The 18,941-nt window shown below is 52.5% G+C and carries 18 protein-coding genes, 2 tRNA genes and 1 other annotated feature (1 of these 21 only partly in view); of the genes, 7 read left to right on the top strand and 13 right to left on the bottom strand.

Annotated features, from left to right (window positions below; all coding sequences use genetic code 11):
• Nucleotides 1-51 (bottom strand) — a binding site (T-box leader); it reaches 194 nt to the left of the window's first position.
• 147 nt (nt 52-198) lie between these two features.
• Together MUB23_RS10660 and MUB23_RS10655 are read left to right on the top strand one after the other, a co-directional pair.
• A complete protein-coding gene (locus tag MUB23_RS10660; RefSeq protein WP_244800466.1) occupies nt 199-1,587 on the top strand; it encodes an MATE family efflux transporter in 1,389 nt (462 codons plus the stop codon).
• 82 nt (nt 1,588-1,669) lie between these two features.
• On the top strand, nt 1,670-2,053 hold the full coding sequence (locus MUB23_RS10655; RefSeq protein ID WP_244800465.1) for a putative ABC transporter permease: 384 nt from the start codon (nt 1,670-1,672) through the stop codon (nt 2,051-2,053).
• 72 nt (nt 2,054-2,125) lie between these two features.
• Here the strand turns inward: MUB23_RS10655 and MUB23_RS10650 are convergent, their stop codons facing one another.
• The 6 genes from MUB23_RS10650 to MUB23_RS10625 all read right to left on the bottom strand — a co-directional run bounded on the left by MUB23_RS10650 (nt 2,126) and on the right by MUB23_RS10625 (nt 9,445).
• The gene (locus tag MUB23_RS10650) at nt 2,126-3,490 is read right to left on the bottom strand and encodes a hypothetical protein (protein WP_244800464.1); all 1,365 of its coding nucleotides are present in this window, start codon (nt 3,488-3,490) and stop codon (nt 2,126-2,128) included.
• Nucleotides 3,487-4,524 (bottom strand): sensor histidine kinase, encoded by a 1,038-nt coding sequence (locus MUB23_RS10645; protein WP_244800463.1) that lies wholly within the window; start codon nt 4,522-4,524, stop codon nt 3,487-3,489. Before MUB23_RS10645 ends, MUB23_RS10650 begins: the two co-directional genes overlap by 4 nt.
• Nucleotides 4,514-6,133, bottom strand: a complete 1,620-nt coding sequence (locus MUB23_RS10640) for a response regulator (protein ID WP_244800462.1) — start codon at nt 6,131-6,133, stop codon at nt 4,514-4,516. Before MUB23_RS10640 ends, MUB23_RS10645 begins: the two co-directional genes overlap by 11 nt.
• Complete coding sequence (locus tag MUB23_RS10635) at nt 6,108-7,097, bottom strand: ABC transporter permease (RefSeq protein ID WP_244800461.1); 990 nt, start codon at nt 7,095-7,097, stop codon at nt 6,108-6,110. Before MUB23_RS10635 ends, MUB23_RS10640 begins: the two co-directional genes overlap by 26 nt.
• Nucleotides 7,094-8,083 carry a sugar ABC transporter substrate-binding protein gene (locus MUB23_RS10630; RefSeq protein ID WP_244800460.1) on the bottom strand — a complete coding sequence of 330 codons (990 nt, stop codon included), beginning with the start codon at nt 8,081-8,083 and terminating at the stop codon, nt 7,094-7,096. The genes MUB23_RS10635 and MUB23_RS10630 overlap by 4 nt, the downstream gene beginning before the upstream one ends.
• A 78-nt stretch (nt 8,084-8,161) precedes the next feature.
• Complete coding sequence (locus tag MUB23_RS10625) at nt 8,162-9,445, bottom strand: carbon-nitrogen hydrolase family protein (RefSeq protein ID WP_244800459.1); 1,284 nt, start codon at nt 9,443-9,445, stop codon at nt 8,162-8,164.
• A gap of 345 nt (nt 9,446-9,790) precedes the next feature.
• Here MUB23_RS10625 and MUB23_RS10620 point away from each other — a divergent pair, with 345 nt between their 5' ends.
• Both MUB23_RS10620 and MUB23_RS10615 read left to right on the top strand, forming a co-directional pair.
• The gene (locus MUB23_RS10620) at nt 9,791-10,435 is read left to right on the top strand and encodes a hypothetical protein (RefSeq protein ID WP_244800458.1); all 645 of its coding nucleotides are present in this window, start codon (nt 9,791-9,793) and stop codon (nt 10,433-10,435) included.
• A 21-nt stretch (nt 10,436-10,456) separates the two neighbouring features.
• Entirely contained in the window at nt 10,457-11,116 is a 660-nt protein-coding gene (locus MUB23_RS10615) for a DUF3298 and DUF4163 domain-containing protein (protein WP_244800457.1), read from the top strand.
• A gap of 186 nt (nt 11,117-11,302) precedes the next feature.
• Here MUB23_RS10615 and MUB23_RS10610 read toward each other — a convergent pair.
• Together MUB23_RS10610 and MUB23_RS10605 are read right to left on the bottom strand one after the other, a co-directional pair.
• Nucleotides 11,303-11,376, bottom strand: a tRNA-Met gene (locus tag MUB23_RS10610).
• 11 nt (nt 11,377-11,387) lie between these two features.
• Nucleotides 11,388-11,460: transfer RNA gene (locus MUB23_RS10605), tRNA-Val, on the bottom strand.
• Between the two features lie 157 nt (nt 11,461-11,617).
• Between MUB23_RS10605 and MUB23_RS10600 the strand changes: the two genes are divergently transcribed.
• Nucleotides 11,618-12,550 (top strand): diacylglycerol/lipid kinase family protein, encoded by a 933-nt coding sequence (locus MUB23_RS10600; RefSeq protein WP_244800456.1) that lies wholly within the window; start codon nt 11,618-11,620, stop codon nt 12,548-12,550.
• On the opposite strand, the gene MUB23_RS10595 is transcribed toward MUB23_RS10600, so the two are convergent.
• On the bottom strand, nt 12,513-13,391 hold the full coding sequence (locus MUB23_RS10595; RefSeq protein WP_244800455.1) for a CPBP family intramembrane glutamic endopeptidase: 879 nt from the start codon (nt 13,389-13,391) through the stop codon (nt 12,513-12,515). The genes MUB23_RS10600 and MUB23_RS10595 overlap by 38 nt on opposite strands.
• A gap of 92 nt (nt 13,392-13,483) precedes the next feature.
• Nucleotides 13,484-14,128: a flavodoxin family protein gene (locus tag MUB23_RS10590; RefSeq protein WP_244800454.1), complete on the bottom strand. Its 645-nt coding sequence runs from the start codon at nt 14,126-14,128 to the stop codon at nt 13,484-13,486.
• Between the two features lie 299 nt (nt 14,129-14,427).
• Between MUB23_RS10590 and MUB23_RS10585 the strand changes: the two genes are divergently transcribed.
• Nucleotides 14,428-14,865 (top strand): Hsp20/alpha crystallin family protein, encoded by a 438-nt coding sequence (locus MUB23_RS10585; RefSeq protein WP_244800453.1) that lies wholly within the window; start codon nt 14,428-14,430, stop codon nt 14,863-14,865.
• A 136-nt stretch (nt 14,866-15,001) separates the two neighbouring features.
• On the opposite strand, the gene MUB23_RS10580 is transcribed toward MUB23_RS10585, so the two are convergent.
• The gene (locus tag MUB23_RS10580) at nt 15,002-15,697 is read right to left on the bottom strand and encodes a YoaK family protein (protein ID WP_244800452.1); all 696 of its coding nucleotides are present in this window, start codon (nt 15,695-15,697) and stop codon (nt 15,002-15,004) included.
• 147 nt (nt 15,698-15,844) lie between these two features.
• On the opposite strand from MUB23_RS10580, the gene MUB23_RS10575 reads away from it, so the two are divergent.
• Nucleotides 15,845-17,110: a peptidoglycan-binding protein gene (locus MUB23_RS10575; protein WP_244800451.1), complete on the top strand. Its 1,266-nt coding sequence runs from the start codon at nt 15,845-15,847 to the stop codon at nt 17,108-17,110.
• Nucleotides 17,111-17,302: 192 nt separating this feature from the next.
• On the opposite strand, the gene MUB23_RS19840 is transcribed toward MUB23_RS10575, so the two are convergent.
• Together MUB23_RS19840 and MUB23_RS10565 are read right to left on the bottom strand one after the other, a co-directional pair.
• Nucleotides 17,303-18,190 (bottom strand): 4Fe-4S binding protein, encoded by an 888-nt coding sequence (locus tag MUB23_RS19840; protein WP_244800450.1) that lies wholly within the window; start codon nt 18,188-18,190, stop codon nt 17,303-17,305.
• Nucleotides 18,187-18,690, bottom strand: a complete 504-nt coding sequence (locus tag MUB23_RS10565) for a GNAT family N-acetyltransferase (protein WP_244800449.1) — start codon at nt 18,688-18,690, stop codon at nt 18,187-18,189. Before MUB23_RS10565 ends, MUB23_RS19840 begins: the two co-directional genes overlap by 4 nt.
• Nucleotides 18,691-18,941: the final 251 nt, after the last annotated feature.

Genomic DNA, 18,941 nt, shown 5'->3' with positions numbered 1-18,941 from the left:
TCACTCTCTGGAACAGCAGACTGCTTTACTTTTCTCCATCAACGCTTTTAATTTTTTCACATACTAGCACAGATCTTGCTGTATGTCAAGTGTTTTTGTTTCCCGCCTCCAGCATTTAAACCTTCTTGAACCCAGCAGATAAAAGGAGTATAATGGCTTCAGGATAACAGACAAAAATGGAATACAGAGGAAACAAAATTGGATCATACAAATAAAATTGACTTGTTTGAGCGGACGCCGATTCCTCAGGCAGTCGGTAAACTGGCGGTACCCACCATTCTCAGTTCTCTGGTTATGGTTCTCTATAATCTGGCCGACACCTATTTCGTCGGCATGCTGAATAACCCCATACAAAATGCGGCCGTCACCTTGGCGGCCCCTCTTCTGCTGGCCTTCAACGCCATTAATAACCTGTTCGGCGTGGGCAGCTCCAGCATGATGAGCCGGGCCCTCGGCAGAAAAGATTACGATACGGTCTACCGAAGCTCTGCCTTTGGTTTTTACTGCTCCATCTTTTTCGGCCTCCTGTTTTCTCTTCTCTACACCACGTTTCAGCCGCAGCTCCTGCCCATGCTGGGGGCCGGCACCGAGACAGCGGCGACCACGGCGGCTTACGCCAAATGGACTGTTTCCCTGGGAGCCGTGCCATCCATTTTGAATGTGGTGATGGCCTATCTGATCCGCGCAGAGGGGTCAGCCCTGCACGCCAGCATCGGCACGATGAGCGGCTGCCTCTTAAATATCATCCTGGATCCCATCTTCATCCTTCCGTGGGGGCTGAACATGGGCGCGGAAGGAGCAGGGCTTGCCACCTTCCTTTCCAACTGCGTGGCCTGCGTTTATTTCTTCGTCCTGCTGTATGGCAAGAGAAAAAATACTTATGTCTGTATCCGCCCCCGGATGTTCTGCCTGAAAAAAACGATTCTCGTTGGCGTTTGCGGCGTGGGGATTCCCGCTTCCATCCAGAACCTGCTGAACGTAACCGGAATGACGGTATTGAACAATTTCACATCCTCTTTCGGCTCCGATGCGGTGGCCGCAATGGGGATTACGCAGAAAATCAACATGGTGCCGATGTACATCGCCATGGGTTTGTCCCAGGGAATTATGCCCTTGATCAGCTATAACTACGCCAGCGGCAATATTCACCGCATGAAAAAGACTCTTCTTTTTTCAGCCAAACTCGCCGTATCGTTTTTATTGGCCGTCGCTGCGGGCTACTATATCGGAGCGGAAGGTCTGATCGGGTTGTTCATGAAAAACGAACAGATCATCGCCTACGGCGCCAGCTTCCTCCATGGTTTTTGCCTTGCCCTGCCGTTTCTTTGTATCGATTTCCTGGCGGTAGGCGTTTTCCAGGCCACCGGGATGGGACGGGAATCCTTCCTTTTTGCTATTCTCCGGAAAATCGTGCTGGAGATTCCCGCGCTGTTTCTTTTAAATTTGATTTTCCCTCTGTACGGTCTTGCCTATGCGCAGCTTACCGCAGAAATCATCCTGTCCGCTGCCGCGGTGCTTGTTTTAATGCGGCTGTTCCGAAAACTGAAACCGGCGGAAACGCCCGAACCTCCGGCCGGCGGTCAATGATCCGCCCCGCCGTCCGCTGTTTTCTCTTTGATCGGAAAAATTTTCCGCTATAAATTGCAGTGCGCCTGGGAATACTTTGCGTATGAAAAGTAATTTTATCCGGTGCGGAGTCATCGGCTGGTGCTGGGAATTGATCTATACCAGCCTGCATACCCTGGCCAGCCCTGACTTTGACCACAAGCTAATGGGAAAAACTTCCCTCTTTATGTTCCCGATCTACGGATCCGCGGCGCTTTTAAAACCAGTTGCCAAGGTGGTAAAGAAAAAACCCTTTTGGGTCAGGGGCAGTATCTATACCTGCCTGATCTACGGCGCAGAATTTATAACCGGCAAATTCTTAAAAAAACACGATGTCTGTCCCTGGGATTACAGCGATGCCAAGCTGAATGTAGATGGGGTAATCCGGCTGGATTATGCCCCAGGCTGGTTTCTCTTGGGGCTGATCTATGAAAAAGTGTTAACCTGACGGCGATCCGGCAAAAAATCACATCCCAAAGAGGCTCTGAGCGGTCCGATGAGACCATCCGGAGCCTCTTTTTTATCGCCCGCCCCTCCCCGTTTCCTTCCGCAGGGCGATCTTTTTTGCCCCAATTTCCTGTTCCCGGCTCACCTCGATCACGGTATCGCACCAGCGGAACAGTTCTTCGCGTTTTCGGGATAAGAGAACGACGCGGCAGCCTTCCGACGCAAGTTCCGAGAGATACCCCATCCAGACGGGTTTTTCCTGTTCCGAGGCGGCTTTTAGAGGCTCTTCCAGTAAGAGGTATCTTGGGTTCGCGAATGCTATCCGGCAGATCGAAATCCATTTTTTCTCCGACGCGCTCCAACCGGACGGCGGGATTTCGCCGGTCCAGGAAAAACGCTCCGCAAATTCTCTGGCAAGATAAGACAGCATCCCTCTTTTTACCCACCCCCAGGGATAAGTGATTTCGGAAGTCATGGCGGCTGCCAAATTTTCTCCCAGCGTCCGATCCTCCAAGAGGAAATGCCCGCTGTCCTCCGGCACATAGGCGACTCGCTCTTTTTTCCATCTCCGGCGGTCCAGAGAAAAAGGAAGCGGCAGGGAAAGTGCCCCGGACAAATGGTTTAAATATGCAGGCATCGTCTCCTGCAATCCCCATTCGGGAGCCAGGATGCCTGTAATCCCGCCTGAAAAAGATAAGTCCAGCGGGACTTCCCGTCCCCTTGACGCCGTGTCTTCCGGCAAAGAGCCCGGCTGCCTTTTCTGTTCCAGATACCGGCGCAGTTTCGACGGCTCATAAAAAACCATCCGGTCTCTTCCGTCTTCCAGTAAAACAGATCGGTCCGCCCATTCCAGGAGAGGATTCGCTCGGTCCGCCAGAATCAAAACGCAGGTCCCCCGCTCCGTCAGCCGGGACATCCGCTCCCCCAGATACTGATATTCCGCTTCCCCAAAGGAATTGCCGGTCCCGTCCAAGATCAAAATTCCGGCCTTTTTCTTCCAGGCATCCGCAAGTCCCAGCAGCGTTTGCTCAAACGGATTCAATTCCCAAACCGGCCGGTGCGGCGAAATTTCCAGCCCCGCTCCCACTAAAGCGGCATCCGCCAGTCGCCCGATCCTGCGTTTCCCCCGGAAAAAGCCGCCCTCCGGCCCGACGCCGTACAGATTTTGTGCCACGCTCACCGCGCCGGAATACCGCATGGTTCCATCCAGGATTACAGCATCCGGACCGGGAAACCAGGAGCCCGGTATCTTTTCCCCTCTCAGAAAATAGGAGCCTCTCATCCGCCCTGTTTTTCCCTCCGCCCAATCCTTGAAAACCCGCGCTCCGTCTCTTCCGGGATCTGCCAAAAATACGATCTCTCCCCGGATCAGGGTCAAATTGACATCCTTCCATCCATTTCCTTCTGCATGAACCAGGCGCAGATACTCTTCTTTCACTCTGCGGCCCCTTCCTCCGGCAGTATGCTCCGGTATTTTTGTCTGGATTCATCGTCCACATAGGGCAGGCTGATTTCCACCTCCGTGCCCACCTCTTCCAGACTGTTGATGTGGAGGCCATATTCCTCCCCAAACAGCAATTTCAGCCTGCGGTTCACATTGATCAGCGCAATCCCATGCTTTTTTCCCGGCTCCGGGCGCTGCGATTCGGGATGGCGGAGCCGTTCCATAATCCGCTCCGCCTTCTCCTTCGTCATCCCTATGCCGTCATCCGCGATGCGAATTTCCAGACGCCCGGCGAGGGCTTGAATCCGGATGGTTACCCTGCCTTTTCCCCGTTTCTTTTCCAGACCGTGAAAAATCGCATTCTCCACAATGGGCTGAAAGGTCATTTTCGGGATATAGCAGTTCTCAATAACCTCCTTTTCCCCCAGCACAGTCAATGTGAAGCGGTCCTCGAACCGGAAATGCTGGATATAAAAGTACTCCTCCGTGTTTTTCAGCTCATCGGCCAGTGTGACCAGGTCGCCTCTTTTCCCGATGCTGTACCGAAAAAAGCGGGACAGCTTTTCCGTCATCAAGGCAATTTCCTGGGCCTGAATTTCCAGCGCCTGCCCCCGGATGACATCCAGAGTATTATACAAAAAATGGGGATTGATCTGGCTCTGCAAGGCCGCATATTCCATCTGAGCCCGCAGCGACTGCGACTGATTTTTACTCCGTCCCGCCTCCCTGGCTGAAAAAACTGCTTTTCGGACCGGCTCCGGAACCAGTTCCGGTCCCTCCTCCCCGGTAAAAAACCGAAGGAATTCCGGGCTGTTGACCCAATCCGTAATCTGTGTCTCCCTGCGGCAGCGGGCCTCTTGCCTGCGGCGGCATTTTTCCGAGCAGACCAGTCCTGCCGCCAGGAAAAAACAGAGCAGGCCAAGGGCCCCCATCCGGTAACCCATCGCCCACAAAAGAAAAAGGAGCAGCAGTGCGGTTGCCGAACCGTACCACGCGGCAGGGCCGGTCACCTTTTGATTACATCCCATGTCTTCCCCCCTCCCTGTAATGAAGTTTCCGGTATTCTCCGGGACGGATTCCCGTGCTTTTCTTAAATACTTTCAAGAAATATTTGTCATCTGCATATCCTACCAGGTCCGCAATCTCCCCATTGGTATAGGCGGTGGTTCGCAGGTACGTTTTCGCCGCCCGGATCCTTACTTCATTCAGATATTCCGTGAAAGAGGTTCCCGTATATTTTTTGAAACTAGAACTAAAATAGGCTTCGCACAGTCCCACCGCCTCGGCCACCTCGGCAAGCCCCAGGGGACGCCGATAATTTTCTTCGATAAAAGCCTTTGCCATGCGAACCGGACGGCTCTCCTCCTGCTGCTTTTGATCCCGAAGTTCTCCCAAAAACGGAACAATGCCCTCCGCGAGCAAAAGAAAGAACTCCGAGATCCCCGCCGCCTGACCGGTCTGCTTTCGAATCCAATCCACTTTCCGGCCGGCCCCAATTACTTCCACGGCGCCGCAAAAATCCCGAAACCGCTCCAAAACCCACTCCCGGATCTCAAAAAGCCGCTCCGGGTCGATCCGGGGCTTTCCCTGCTCCAGCCGTTCCCAGCTGTCAAACCAGGCGGCCGCTTTCTCCGGATTAAAAGATTCCAGACAAATCTCAAACGCCTTCCTGCGCTTTTTATCCAGGATCATTTCCAGAGGCAGACGGGAAAAACAGCAGTCTTCCTCTTTTATCATCCGGTTTCCTCCCAACACTGCCTTCGCCCGCTCCCGCTCTCTGGCTGACGCCATTGAAGAAGGCAGACCGGAGAGAGCGTCTGCCACGCTCCCGACCCCAAGGGTCACTGTCCGCAGCCCCTGCCGCCGGGCCAAGGAGAGAACATCCTGAAAAAAGGCGTCCAGGCGGTTCCTTGCCCCGTCCGACCGTTCCGGTTCAAAATTTAAAACTCCGCCGATCCCGTCTTCACAGATTCCCAGGAACGCCAGGATTCTTTCCCCGTTCAGTACCTTCTCCCCCAGCTCCAAAATTTTTTGCCCGAAGGAGATCCGATCCATGTCCCCGGCTGCCCCGCAGCCAAGGTAAAAAGCCTGAGACCGGGAATAGGAAAAGTCCAGGCCGTACTTTTCTTTCCACTCTCCGGGATGATCCGAAACAGCTTCCGGCGGATCCAGCAGATCCCGAAACAGCTTCTCGTATTGATCTTGGCGCTGATGCTTTCTCCATTGCTCCAGCTCCTCCTCGGCCTGACGGATTTTCCGGCGCTGCGCCAGGCTCTCGCAAGTTTTTTTCAAGGTCTGATTTAATTCCTCCCCACTGACCGGCTTGAGCAGATAGTCGGCAATTCCATACTTCATCGCCGTGTGGGCATATTCAAAATATTGATAGCCGCTTAAAACAATAAAATAGGGATGCTTCCCTTTCTCCGCCGCCTGCCTCACGAGTTCCAAGCCGTCCAATCCCGGCATCCGGATATCCGTAAGAACAATATCGGGGTCTTTCTCTAAAATGCTCTCCAACGCCTCCAGCCCATCCCCGCAGACGGCAACAATTTCGATTCCCAGCGCATCCCAGCATCCCAGTTTTTGGATCAGCGTACAAATTTTCTTTTCATCATCCGCGATGATCAAACGATACATCCATTTCCTCTCTTTCTCTTCCGGCTTTTCCCCGCAGCATTTCGCAGGAAAGGGCGAACAATATTAAAAGTCCTCGGATTAAATCCCCGTAATGGGGCGGTAAATCCAGGAAGTTCATTCCATTGACCAGCACCCCGATTAAAAGAACGCCTGCCAGCGCCTGGGGCAGCTTCCCTCGCCCTCCTCCGATGGAGACTCCGCCGATTACAAGGCCCGCCAGAACATAGAGCTCCACCCCTTCCCCCATCGAAGCATTGGCGGAGGCCATCCTCCCGGTCAGCACGATTCCGGCGGCAGCAGCCAGGCTCCCGGAAAGAACGTAAGAGACAAAAGTCACGTGCTTTGGCTCAAATCCCAGCATTCTTGCCGTTTTTTTACTGCCTCCGGTCACATAAAGCCGGTGTCCGTAGACTGTCCCGGATAAAAGCAAGGTAAACAGCAGCAGTAAAATTCCCGTCCCCAATACCGGTACTGGAATACCGCAGACTGCACTGCTTCCCAGAAAGCAGAAGCTTTCCGGCAGGCCGTATAAATTTTTACTCCCCACCAGCGCCAGAGCGCAGCCGCGGAAAATCAGGGAGGTCACCATCGTCAGCAAAAAGGAGGATACCGGAATCCACACCACACAGATTCCGTTTACTGCTCCCAGTACGGCCCCCAGCAGCACCCCCGCGATCAGGACAAGGCCGGAGGGGATCCCCGCCGCCAGCAGGCGGGCGCACATACACCCCGTGAATGCGATGACGGCGCCGCAGGAAAAATCAAAGTTCCCGCCGATTAATACCAGGGAAAGGCCGATCCCCACCATCGCCATCGTGCTGCTCTGCAACAAAATATTGATCAGATTGGCCGCCGTGCAAAACCCATCCGCCATCACGCCAAAAAATACAAGGAGGGACGCCAGCATGATCAAGAGAGGCAGCCAGCCAGTCCCCTTTTTCTTCCCGTTCTTTCCTCGTTTCATTGCAGCTCCTCCGACCAGATCCCATATTTTTGATGCTCCTTCGAGTCCACTGTCTCCGGTGTGATCAAAAACAACGGCCAGTCGTAAAAAGGCTTGTCCGGCAGTTCACCCGTGCGCAGGCACTCCCCAATCAGTCCCATGGCAGCCTGTCCCATATGAACCGGGTTCTGGGACACGCAGGCGTCCATCTCGCCGTTTCGGACCGCTTCCAGGGCCTCTGCCGCCCCATCCGCCGACACGACGTAAATGTGGTTTTTCTCGCCTGCCGGATAAAAACGGCCCGCCTGTTCAATTGCGCGGATGACGCCGAGTCCGGCATTGTCCCCGGCACACCAAATCCCATCCAAGTCCGGAAATTTCTGCAGCAGATTCGAAGTGACGGTCAGCGCCTCCTCCAAATACAGATCGGTATTCTGCGTGGCGACAATCTCGATCTCAGGGTAATCCTGCATCACTTCCAGAAACCCCTCGGAACGCTGGATGCCTGAGGTTGAAGTCAGGGACGCCATCAAATTCACCACTTTTCCCTGGTAAGCTCCATACCTCCCGTACAAAAGCTTCGCCAGCAGCCGGGCGCCCTCCCTTCCCATCTCCCGGTTATCCGAGGCGATCCAGCAAGCTACCGCGTCGCTTTCCAGATTGGTATCAATACAAAAAACCGGTATCCCATTCTCCCTTGCCTTTTCCGCCGAGGAAGCCAGGCAGCCGATATCCTTCGGCTGAATCAGCAGGGCATCCACGTCTCTTGCCACCAAATCCGCAATCTGGTTCATCTGCTTTTCCATGTTCCCATAAGCATCACAGACCACAAGCTGGATTCCCTGGGCCTTTGCCTCCTTCTGGGCGCCCTGCACCATTCCCTCCATAAACGGCGCTCCCATCGCCATTACCGACATTCCTACCACATAGGGATCCTCCTGTTTTCCAGCGCAGCCGTTTAGGCATAGCAGAAAGAGCAGCAGACCCCATCTCCGCCATTTTCCCATTCTCCGATCGTCCTTTCACCAAACGCCGAAAAGGCAGGGAACCTGCTTTCGCAAAGTTCCCCACCAATCTCATCTCTTTCACTCGTTCCAATAGATATGGCCGCCTCTCAGGCCGTCCACATAATCGCCCACCGCTGTGGTTTTAAATTCCCGAAGAGGCACCAGGCCGTATTCTTCACAGAGATCTTTTACGGTCAGGCCGTCCGAGGTAGTCCAGAGAATCATCCACTCTTCCTCGTAATAAAGGGATTTATCGACCTCCACCTTTCCTGGATAATCTTTCAAGATCTGTTCAATCTTGCCGTCGTTAAAGTTCTTGTGGAAGACCGTGCGGTCCAGATTCAAAGTCACCTCCACCGTGTTGGTCACCGCGCCCGCTTCCGGATACTGAACGATCAGCTCGTCTCCGTTGACATCCACCACACGGCAGTCTCCCTTTCCGATGCCGGTGCAGGATACAATATAGTAATTGTTGGCCGCCGCCCGCGCGCTTGCGTTCCTTCCGCCGGAGTAGGCGGAAGGCCACACCACCAGCTCGGCCCCTTCAATTGCCATCTGACGCCACAGCTCAGGGAAATTCATGTCAAAGCAGATCGCCAGGCCCAGTCTGCCGAAATCACAGTCATAGATCCCTGCATGGGTTCCGGGGAGCGTCGCTTCTTCCTGCATGGGAGCCTCGGTCATCTCCTTAAAATTCATCTCCACACCGTCCGCCGTATTAAACTCCGGAGGATACGGATAAACCTTATCGTAAATATAGACAATCTTTCCTTCCCGGTCGATCAGGAAGCAGCTGTTGTATTTAAAACGTTTCACGTCCTTCCAGACGCCATCCGTATCGGCATCCCGCGCTGCCTGGGATTCTTTGTCACTGGCATATCTTCCCATGCAGACGACAAGATAGGTGCTGTATTTTTTTGCAGCTTCCTTGGCCCGGTCCAGCACCGGCGAGGTATAATCCTCTCCATCCGGCTCCGCCGTCTCTCCGGTCCATACTTCCGGCGTCACCACCAGATCCACACCGTTTGCGCCTACGCGGTCGATCTCGGCTAAAATCGCATCCGGCTCTGTGGAATAGCCCGGCGCCAGACAGATACTGGCCACCCGTACCGGGCGGGACATGGGCTCCGCCAATGCGTCAGATTTCTCCGGAACATCTGCTTTTACGGACTCCGCCGTTGTTGCCGCCTCGGTGGGAGCCGCTGTTGCCGTCGTCGCTGCCGCCGTTGTTTCCACGGCCGGAACCGTGCTTTCCTGCGTGGTTGCCGCCGCACCGCTGCTGCAGGCCGTAAGGCTAAGCGTCAGGCAGACCGCCAGCAAAAGGCTGCACCATCGTTTTTTCCCATTCCTCCTGTACTCCATCTTTTACCCTCCTTTTTCTTGCTCCGAATCGGAACCTGTATGAAAATTATAGCAAGGTTGTCCGGGGAAATCAGTGGTTAATTTTTAGATGGTGTGCAAATTTTAAATACCGGTTTCCGATTCCTGACTTTATACGGAACAGCTTGTGAATCTTTGACGTTCTTTTCTATTTTTGATTCGCGCGAGGCTCCGAAACTAATGTTTTTAAATATTCTTGAAATTATATTTTTTTCATGTTATACTCAGATTGTTATTGGACGACAAGGGGAATCTGGGAAAGCCAGATGGAACGTTTGGAGACGGTGAATCCGTATCCATCAAATTTTACGTGTTGGGGGAGAAACAATGAAATGTCCACATTGCGGAAAACAAATGGTAACCACACCGAAATACCCCGGATATTATCTCTGCTATGACTGCCGGGTGAAAATGAGAATTCCTCAGCAGGACGGGCCGGACCCCAATGATCGGAACGCAGGGGCGAAAAATACCGGCCAGCCTGCCAGACGGAGACCCGCCGGTCAAAACAGTGGTATGAGAACCCAGGAACGGGGCGGAGAGATCCAATTCCAAACCCAGAATTCAGGAAGAGCGAGGCAGGAAAATGTCTCCTACAGTGAGCGGGTGGTTCGGCAAAGCGTGCGCAGCAGACGTAAAAAGAAACGTCAGAACATTCAACGAGGAGTCATTCTCGCTGTAATCGCACTTGCCATCTGTGCGCTGGCTGTTTTTTTGCTCTGGAAATTTGTCTTTTCCTCTGATTCCGATGAGACGAAAAACACAAACGCTTTCACGCAGGAATCCACCGCTTCTTCGTTAACGGGGGCGGCCGGGGCAGGCGCCAGCGCTTTCCTGGAAGATGATCGGAAAGAAAAAAGATTGTTGACCGTAGAGCGGACAGAGGCCGCCGCTGAGATGACCAGCTCTGTATCCGGATATCAATACATGGATCTTTTCACCGCCTCTAACCTTTTGAATAGACTAATATAACTCCTTTCGTTAGAGGCTGTTATGCAGATTGTCGCTCGAAAGACTTTGGAAGATAAAATGTATTTTGATAACACATTTGTGTTTGATTATAAAATTTCCTATCCCTCTTTCCATACATCATGTGATGTCTCCGCTGCACAAATCATAAATGATTATTACTTCAGTGCCGCTAAAAGAGCTGAGGATTATTGCCGAAACACACTTTTTAAACAGGCAGTTAATGACTTGAAATACAGTCAAGAGGGTCAGCCGGCAAACAGCTATACTTTTGTTTCATCATACAAAATAACGTATAACGCCCAATGTATTGTTAGCCTTTACACAGACACCTACACCTATATGGGCGGCGCTCACGGAGAAACAAAACGAACATCTGATACATGGAATTTTAATACTGGTACTAGAATAAAACTTAACGACATATACCCGCTCTTTCCTTCTTCATTATTTCAACTTCAAAATTGTATCAATCAACAAATTGAAGAAAGATTAAGCGCAAATCCGGGATCATTTTTTGATGATTTCAGAGTTTTGTCAAGAAGTGCGTTTGACGAAAATAATTTCTATTTGGAGTCTTGCCATGGAGTAATTTATTATCAGCAATATGACGTTGCGCCATATTCCACCGGAATACCGGAATTTTATTTCCCGCTGTGCGCTGTAAGTCATCTCCTATGCTGATCATCCCACACATTTTGCACCCACATGCGGGACAATATTGCAGATAAAGTCTTTTTGATTTTCATTTCAAGAAAATTTCGATTTGCTCGATAAGCCAAAAGCAATCGGAAACGCTTGTGTGTCAGAAATACAAATATGCCGAGACAAGAGGGCTGCCCTCTGTCTCGGCGTATTGTATATAAGGCGTAGCGGAGAAGGGATTTGAACCCCTGACACCACGGGTATGAACCGTGTGCTCTCGCCAACTGAGCTACTCCGCCATATTTGGGTCTGGGGCCTATAGGGCTCGAACCTATGACCCTCTGCTTGTAAGGCAGATGCTCTCCCAGCTGAGCTAAGACCCCATGTCCGCGGCTCGTCTTGTTTGCCGACCGCTTAGATAGTATACTTGTTTCCTGTAAAATTGTCAAGCATTTCCTGCAATTTTTTTTGTAAAATTTTCTCGTAAAACGGCACAACTTTCCGCTCTGTGTGCTATACTGAACAAAAGGAGGACTCGCTATGCTTCGTTTCATCATCAATCCCCACTCCCGCTCCGGGAAAGGGAAAAAAATCTGGAGAGATCTGAAGGCTTCTCTTCCCAAAGACCTGAACTACCAATGCGTTCTCACGGAATATCCCGGACACGGAATCAAGCTGGCCGCGAAGCTGACGGAAGAAAAAGAAGATCCCGCCCCGATCGTCGCGGTCATGGGCGGAGACGGGAGCCTCAATGAGGCTCTGAACGGTTTCCACATGGAAAACGCCCCGATCCTCGGCTACCTTCCCACCGGTTCCGGAAATGACTTTGCCCGCGGCATGAAACTGCCACCGGAGCCCAAACAGGCTCTGGATCACATCCTGAACCCCAAATATTTTTACCAGTTGGATTACGGCGCTGTCCTCTACGGAGAAGAAAACCGGCCAGCCTCCCGCCGTTTTCTCGTCAGCTGCGGAATGGGGTACGACGCGGCTGTCTGTCATAATATCAATAAAACCAAAGTAAAAAATCTGTTTAACGCCCTTCATCTCGGTAAAATCTCCTACCTTCTGATCGGAATCAAACAGATTATCCTCTGCCGTCTCACCGACGGAACCTTAAAAATAGAGGGCGGGGAAACGATCCCGCTCAAAAATATCGCCTTCGTTTCCTGCCACAACCTTCCCTACGAAGGCGGCGGCTTTCCTTTTGCCCCCGGAGCAGAGGCTGATGACGGATATCTGGATTTGTGCGTCGTAACCGCAAAATCCAGACTCCGTTTCACCCTTGTCCTTCTCTTCGCCCTGCTGGGCGGCCGCCACGTCCGGCTTCGCGGCGTCCGGCAGATCCGCTGCCGGGAGGCCTCGCTTCGCCTAAACACGCCGCTGCCGCTTCACACCGACGGAGAAGTGCTCGGCTATTACCGTGGGATGGACATCAAATGCCATCCGAAGGAGCTTCCGGCTGTTTGGTAATCTCTTTCACAAAGATGCGGTTCTGGATCGCATAGAGCGCAGCCAGCACCACCACCGCCATGCCCACCGTGATCGCCCAGTAGAGCGGTTCGGATTTTGCCATGAAATCCAGGTATCCCAGCTCCGATGCCGTAACCGAGATCAGATTGGCCGCAATATGGAATAAAACCGGCGCGGCCAAAGAGCGGTATTTGGCATACACATAAGCAAGCAGCAGCCCCAAAGGCAGGGTATAGAGGCCCTGCAGGATATTTCCGTGGATAGCGGCAAAGAGAAAGGCGGAAAGGAGGATTGCATTTCGTTTGCCCCAGTATTCTTCCATCCGCGTCATCGTAAGCCCGCGGAACACCAGCTCCTCCACTGCCGGGACCAGGAGGCCGACGCCCAGAATCTCAACCGCCAGGTGTCCCTGATAGAGGACGCCGCTCAGCTCGTCCGCGGTTTCCTGGTACACCCCCATCAGGCCGCTGAGGTTCATCAGGTTATTCAGCAGGATACAGGCGGATACTCCGAGAATCAAAACCGGAACATACTCCCCAGGCTTTACCTTCTCGAACCGGCGCTCTCCTCCCATATGGGCAGCCCGCTTCTTATCCCAGCGCCGGAACAACAGCATCAAAGGCAGGCCCGCCAAGGCGCTGGCAATATTCATTTCATACATGTAATCCGACATGACAAGCACGGCTTGTTCGATCAGTGAATCCACGCTCATCAATCCGTTTTGGGAGATGACATAAGCAAGGATGCCTGCGCTGAACAGCATGGAGACCAACATGGAAACTCCCCAATAAGCCAGAGCCGGATACAGCGCCCTCCACATCTTTCGTCCTTCTGTTTCCATTCGTACTCTTTCTCTCTTCCTAATTCCTATTTCTCTCTTCCTTTGCCTCCGGCAAAGCGCACACATTCTCCCACCGCCGGGCTACCGCGCGACTACTCCGTAACCTGGGGCAATTCCGGTTTGTAAAAATTGGTCTTCACCCGTTTTTCTTTTTCCGGCAGCTTCACCCCGGCCTCCTTCGCCGCTGCGATGGACTGTAACAGCCAGGCCATATTGTCGGCGGCCATCCGCAGCGTCTGCATGCCTTCCAGGTCTGCCTTCACCTCTTCCGGGGTATCCCCATGGACACTGTTCCAATACTGAGACGACACCACCGGCATGGAGGAAATCGTAAAGTACTTATTGATCTGTTCAAAAGCCGCCCCGGCGCCTCCCCTACGGCAGCTCACCACAGCGGCGGCGGGCTTATAGGAAAACAGCCGTTTGGCATCGTAGAAGACACGGTCCAGCAGACATTTCAGACTCCCGGTAATCCCGGAAAAGTAAACCGGAGATCCAACCACCAGGCCGTCCGCCTCGATGATCTTGTCAATGCACACATTCACCTTGTCGTCAAACACGCAGCGCCCTTTTCCCCAGCAGCCTTTACAGTCGATGCAGCCTCGGACCGGTTCCTTTCCAATCTGAAAAATCTCGGTCTCCACCCCATATTTTTGCAGTTGCCCGGCAAATTCCGACAAAGCCGTATAGATACAGCCGCCGGCATGAGGGCTCCCGTTGATCAATAATACTTTCATCTTCCTTCCTCCTTCTGCCCTGTAAAAGATTCCAAGATCACACGGCATACGTTCTCATCCGGTCAAAAACCGTCCGTCAAGTATTCCTATTATAGCATGTCCTCTCTTTTGAAAGCAACTGTTTCCCCGATTTCTTATGGTTTCTTCCGGTTTTCTTTTTCTTTCTAAACATTTTCTAAAATTAGCACTCACCTCTTGACAGTGCTAACAATCCGTACTATACTGATGCCGTAAGAGAAAAACAAACAATTACAGGGCGGTCAATTGAGGTTGCCTGACGATAATAAGGAGGATAAATCATGTTAATCCCTAGATTCTTTGGCGAAAGTTTATTGGACGATTGGATGAAAGATCCGTGGAACAGCACCCGCACGGCTCCGGAAAAGGCAAATGCCCGGAAGGTCAGCGTGATGCGCACCGATATCCGTGAAAAAGGCGACAATTATGTATTAGATATGGAGCTTCCCGGCTATAAAAAAGAAAATATTTCCGTGAAGCTGGAAAACGGCACGCTGACCGTCCAGGCCATCGGCAGCGAAGAAAGCAGAGAAGAGGAAAACGGCTTCCTGCGGCAGGAACGCTATGCCGGCAGCTGCGCCAGAAGTTTCTATATTGGAGAGGCTCTGCGCCAGGAGGATATTCAGGCCCGTTTTGAAAACGGCATCCTGACCCTCGTCTTCCCGAAACAGCCCGCTCCCCAGCCGGAACAGAGCAAATATATTTCCATCGAGGGCTAAGACCTTTTCTCGATCATCCATTCCTTACATTTCGGAGAATGCTGCCAGAGGGCGGCATTCTCCTTTTTTCATTTGATAGGAAATTCCTATGGCATAAAAAGACTCCGCCCTAGATCCCGTCAGAGATGAACCAGGCCTAGTCCCTGGCCCTCTCCTCCGCCAGAGGCAAATCCTCCCGGATAAACATAATCAGAAAGCCAACCAGCAAAATCCCGCAGCAAATCAGCATAGATCTCTCCCGCATTCCGTTCGTACAGAGGACGCCTGTCACGGCTCCCAGCAAAAAAATGGCGTCCACGAGAAAATACTGCATTCCTTTTCTGCGCAAGGAAACGTCTTTTGTGCGGAAATACTGACAGAGGAGGTCCGCCCCGCTCCGCAGATTTCCGGTGCACATGGTGGTCGCACAGACAATTCCATTGAGTTTCCGAAAACTCTGCACTTGTAGGGCGCAGACAAAAGATACGGTGATGTTGGCCGCCATATTCATCGACTGCGGAAGAAACGCCACCGCAATCAAAAGCAGGATCTCAATGGCCACGCAGATCTGACGCCAATGGAGAAACGCATTGTTCCGAAACTTTCCCCTGACAAACTCCGCGATAAAAATCCCGGCCAAGAACGCCAGAATCGGAATCAGATAAGAAAACATTCCCGCCCAGTTTTTTTCCGCCAGATTGAGTCCCAGCAGTACAATATTTCCAGTCTGTGCATTGGCAAATACATGTCCGCGGATCGTATAGGTATAGGCATCCATGAATCCACCCGCCAAAGCCAAAACAATCCCCATCTGGCGGGACTCGGACATCTGCCCAAACTGAATTCTTTTCATTTGTCTCTCACTTTCCAACATTTTTCCTGATTATAACCCGATCCCGCTGAGATTGCAAGAGCCGTTCCGTTTTTCTGCTCACGCGGAATCATATCTGGCTTTCCCCATCATAGACTAGATAATAATGATATTCATAAGGAAGTTCTCATGGCTTATCCTATCCTAACCAGTCAGGAGCTGCTGGATTCCGGCACTTTTCAGGTAACCGTCCTATCCGATTTCACCGGACTTCCCATATCCGGGGCCCAGGTGGAAATCCAGCCGACTCAGGAAATAGAGGCGGCTCCCGTGACCGAATCACTGTCCACCGACACCTCCGGCCAGACCGAGATCATTTCCCTGCCGGCGCCTCCGGTGGAGCTCAGTATGGAACCGGGAGACATTCAGCCCTATTCCGAGTACAGCCTGTTTGTCCGGGCGGAGGGCTATCAGACTCTGACGATTCAGGGTTCCGAGGTATTCTCCGGACAAAAATCCATCCAGACGGCGATTCTCCGGCCTCTGGGCTCGGTGGAAGCGCCCTCTTCGATTGTGATTCCGCCCAATACATTGTTCGGCGATTTTCCTCCTAAAATTGCGGAAGAAGAAATCAAACCAGTGAACGAAACCGGAGAGATCGTCCTCAGCCGGGTCGTTGTGCCGGAAACCGTTGTCGTTCATGACGGCGTCCCTACCAACAGCTCCGCGCCCGACTACTTCGTCCCCTATAAGGACTACATTAAAAATGTAGCCAGCAGTGAAATCTACTCCACCTGGCCCCGGTCCACCATCACCGCCAATGTGCTGGCCATCATGTCGTTCACATTGAACCGGGTCTACACAGAATGGTATCGAAATAAAGGATTTGACTTCACCATCACCACATCCACGGCCTACGATCAAAAATACGTATTTGGCCGGCCGGTTTTTGACAGTATCTCGGAAGTGGTTGATGAGATTTTCACCGCCTATCTCTCCCGGCCTAATGTGAAACAGCCGATCTTCACCCAATACTGCGACGGAAAAAACGTAACCTGTCCCAACTGGCTGAGCCAGTGGGGATCCAAGGCCCTGGGAGACCAAGGTTATTCGGCGATCGATATCCTGAGAAATTATTATGGAAGCTCCATTTATATCAACACAGCGGAGGAAATCGCCGGTATTCCGTACTCTTGGCCCGGCACCAACCTGGACATTGGTTCATCCGGCCAGAAAGTCTATCAGCTCCAGGAACAGCTGAACACGATCGGCACCGCTTATCCCGCAATCCCCAGCATTACCGTAGACGGGATGTACGGGGAAGCGACCAAAAACGCCGTGCGGGAATTTCAGTCGGTGTTCGGCCTGCCTGCCACAGGCATCACCGATTACGCAACCTGGTTTAAAATATCGGAAATTTTTGTCGGCGTCAGCAAAATTGCCGAGCGCGCCTGACCTACATGGGAACGTTCAGCGAGACAGTGAAAACCTCATTCCAAAGATCTCCTGCCTCTGATAAATTTTGATTAGAACCCGTTTTCACGTCAAAACCTCAAAAGGGCATTGCAGACCACCTCTCAGGAACCGCCGCTCCGGCTGCTTCTGACCTACGGTTTTACAATGCCCTTTCTTTTCATCCCGGAAAATCTATTCGCTTCTTTGTCTTGGAATCCGGCTTTCGCAGGGCACGCCCGCCTGGCATTTCCCGCATCCAAAACGAATTCTCATTTTTTCCGGGCGATATTCGTCCTGCTCCTCCGGCGGTCTCGTGTCGCCTCCTGCGGCTGACCAATCTTTCAGCGGCTGTAAAAAATCTCCGCAGGCTGGATTGCTCTTACAGCTATGCAGGTTGGGTCCCGGAGTGATAGCGCCCGCCGGACAGCGCCTCGCACAAGCGCCGCAGCGATTGCAGTACTCATAGAGATCATGGTAGGGCCGCTCTGTCACCGCGAGAGGAGCCGAGGTGATCACAGTCCCCACTCTCCCGGCAATTCCCTTCTCTGTAATCAAGCCCTTAGACATCCCGAAGGTTCCCAGCCCCGCGATATAAGCCGCATGCCGCTCCGACCAATTACTGCTGACCGGCTCGCGCACCTGATAGCGGGGATCCTCTCCGGGAATCAGGCTTTCAAATCCCTGCTCCCTCAGCCAGGCTGCGATGTAACGGCGAAACACCGTATTCATCAGCTCGCCTTCAATCCGCCCGTGCTGCCATTCGGTGGATGGGTGGGAAGGATGGATCCGGTTGCTGCGGCGGACCGTCTCAGAAAACGGCAGGAAATAGGCCACTACGGTAAGCGCAGAGGGCAGCCATTCTTTCGGCGTCAAATAGTGAGGTCCAATGGCATGTTCCTGTTTCAAACCCTCAAACATCACATCTCCGGCGCCGGCCACTGCAAAAATCGGTTCCTCATAGATCCGAAGACCGGCCAGGTCTTCGCGCAGAGCATAGGAAGGCTCTACCCGGTTCTCCCCGGCCTGTCGGAAAAACTCCAGCGCATCGCTCCACAGTGCTTTCGTCAATTCCCGATTCACTCGCCGCTTCCCTCCGTCTGTATCCCGGCCAGCTGCGTCAGCTCCACTCCGTCCAGGCGGTAACTGCTCCACTGGCGCATGGCTTTTGCCCCAAAAGATTTATAGAAACGGATCGTCGGCGCGTTCCAGTCCTGACAGGCCCATTCCAGACGCCCGCATCCCGTCTCCACCACCCGTTTCGCCAGGTATTGCAGCATCGCGGTCCCGATTCCTTTTCTCCGATGTTTGGGGCTGACGTACAAATCCTCCAGGAAAATACCGCTCTTCCCAAGGAAAGTGGAAAACGTGCACCAATACACCATCCATCCAACTGGTTCTCCGTCCAGCTCCGCAATCTTGGCGCGGGCAAATTTTTTCTGGAAAATCCACTCCCGGTAGGATTCCTCGGTTGCCACCATTTCCTCCCCCATGCCTTCATACTCTGCCAATTCCCTGGCAAACTGATACATGACCGGAACGTCTTTCTCCTCCGCGTCACGCATGACCAAATTTTTTAACATATTGGTCACCCCTTTCTCCAAATGATTTCTTTGAAAGAATTCCGCAGGCGAAATTCTTTGCTGCCGGCGGAAGGCTCTTCCCCTCTCCCCGCAGCGGACTAAGTTTGTTATTAGTATAACATATCTTACTTTATTTGGGAAGAAACCCGCCCAAAACTTTCGATTTCAAAGAAACTTCCTCGCATTGACAAGAATACCGGGAATGCAGCCTCCCTTCCCAGTGAACGAAGGAGAAGAAGGAATTTCCTATC

Origin of the sequence: Cuneatibacter sp. NSJ-177 (assembly GCF_022867805.1) — a bacterium.
GTDB lineage: Bacteria > Bacillota > Clostridia > Lachnospirales > Lachnospiraceae > Pseudolachnospira.
This window is presented reverse-complemented; position numbering and strand designations above follow the sequence as displayed.

Bases quoted from the DNA above. Each gene is read 5' to 3' on its own strand.
- MUB23_RS10655 (WP_244800465.1), top strand. From the start codon at position 1,670: ATGAAAAGTAATTTTATCCGGTGCGGAGTCATCGGCTGGTGCTGGGAA.
- MUB23_RS10645 (WP_244800463.1), bottom strand. From the start codon at position 4,524: ATGGGATGTAATCAAAAGGTGACCGGCCCTGCCGCGTGGTACGGTTCG.
- MUB23_RS10640 (WP_244800462.1), bottom strand. From the start codon at position 6,133: ATGTATCGTTTGATCATCGCGGATGATGAAAAGAAAATTTGTACGCTG.
- MUB23_RS10635 (WP_244800461.1), bottom strand. From the start codon at position 7,097: ATGAAACGAGGAAAGAACGGGAAGAAAAAGGGGACTGGCTGGCTGCCT.
- MUB23_RS10630 (WP_244800460.1), bottom strand. From the start codon at position 8,083: ATGGGAAAATGGCGGAGATGGGGTCTGCTGCTCTTTCTGCTATGCCTA.
- MUB23_RS10625 (WP_244800459.1), bottom strand. From the start codon at position 9,445: ATGGAGTACAGGAGGAATGGGAAAAAACGATGGTGCAGCCTTTTGCTG.
- MUB23_RS10620 (WP_244800458.1), top strand. From the start codon at position 9,791: ATGAAATGTCCACATTGCGGAAAACAAATGGTAACCACACCGAAATAC.
- MUB23_RS10615 (WP_244800457.1), top strand. From the start codon at position 10,457: ATGCAGATTGTCGCTCGAAAGACTTTGGAAGATAAAATGTATTTTGAT.
- MUB23_RS10600 (WP_244800456.1), top strand. From the start codon at position 11,618: ATGCTTCGTTTCATCATCAATCCCCACTCCCGCTCCGGGAAAGGGAAA.
- MUB23_RS10595 (WP_244800455.1), bottom strand. From the start codon at position 13,391: ATGGAAACAGAAGGACGAAAGATGTGGAGGGCGCTGTATCCGGCTCTG.
- MUB23_RS10590 (WP_244800454.1), bottom strand. From the start codon at position 14,128: ATGAAAGTATTATTGATCAACGGGAGCCCTCATGCCGGCGGCTGTATC.
- MUB23_RS10585 (WP_244800453.1), top strand. From the start codon at position 14,428: ATGTTAATCCCTAGATTCTTTGGCGAAAGTTTATTGGACGATTGGATG.
- MUB23_RS10580 (WP_244800452.1), bottom strand. From the start codon at position 15,697: ATGAAAAGAATTCAGTTTGGGCAGATGTCCGAGTCCCGCCAGATGGGG.
- MUB23_RS10575 (WP_244800451.1), top strand. From the start codon at position 15,845: ATGGCTTATCCTATCCTAACCAGTCAGGAGCTGCTGGATTCCGGCACT.
- MUB23_RS10565 (WP_244800449.1), bottom strand. From the start codon at position 18,690: ATGTTAAAAAATTTGGTCATGCGTGACGCGGAGGAGAAAGACGTTCCG.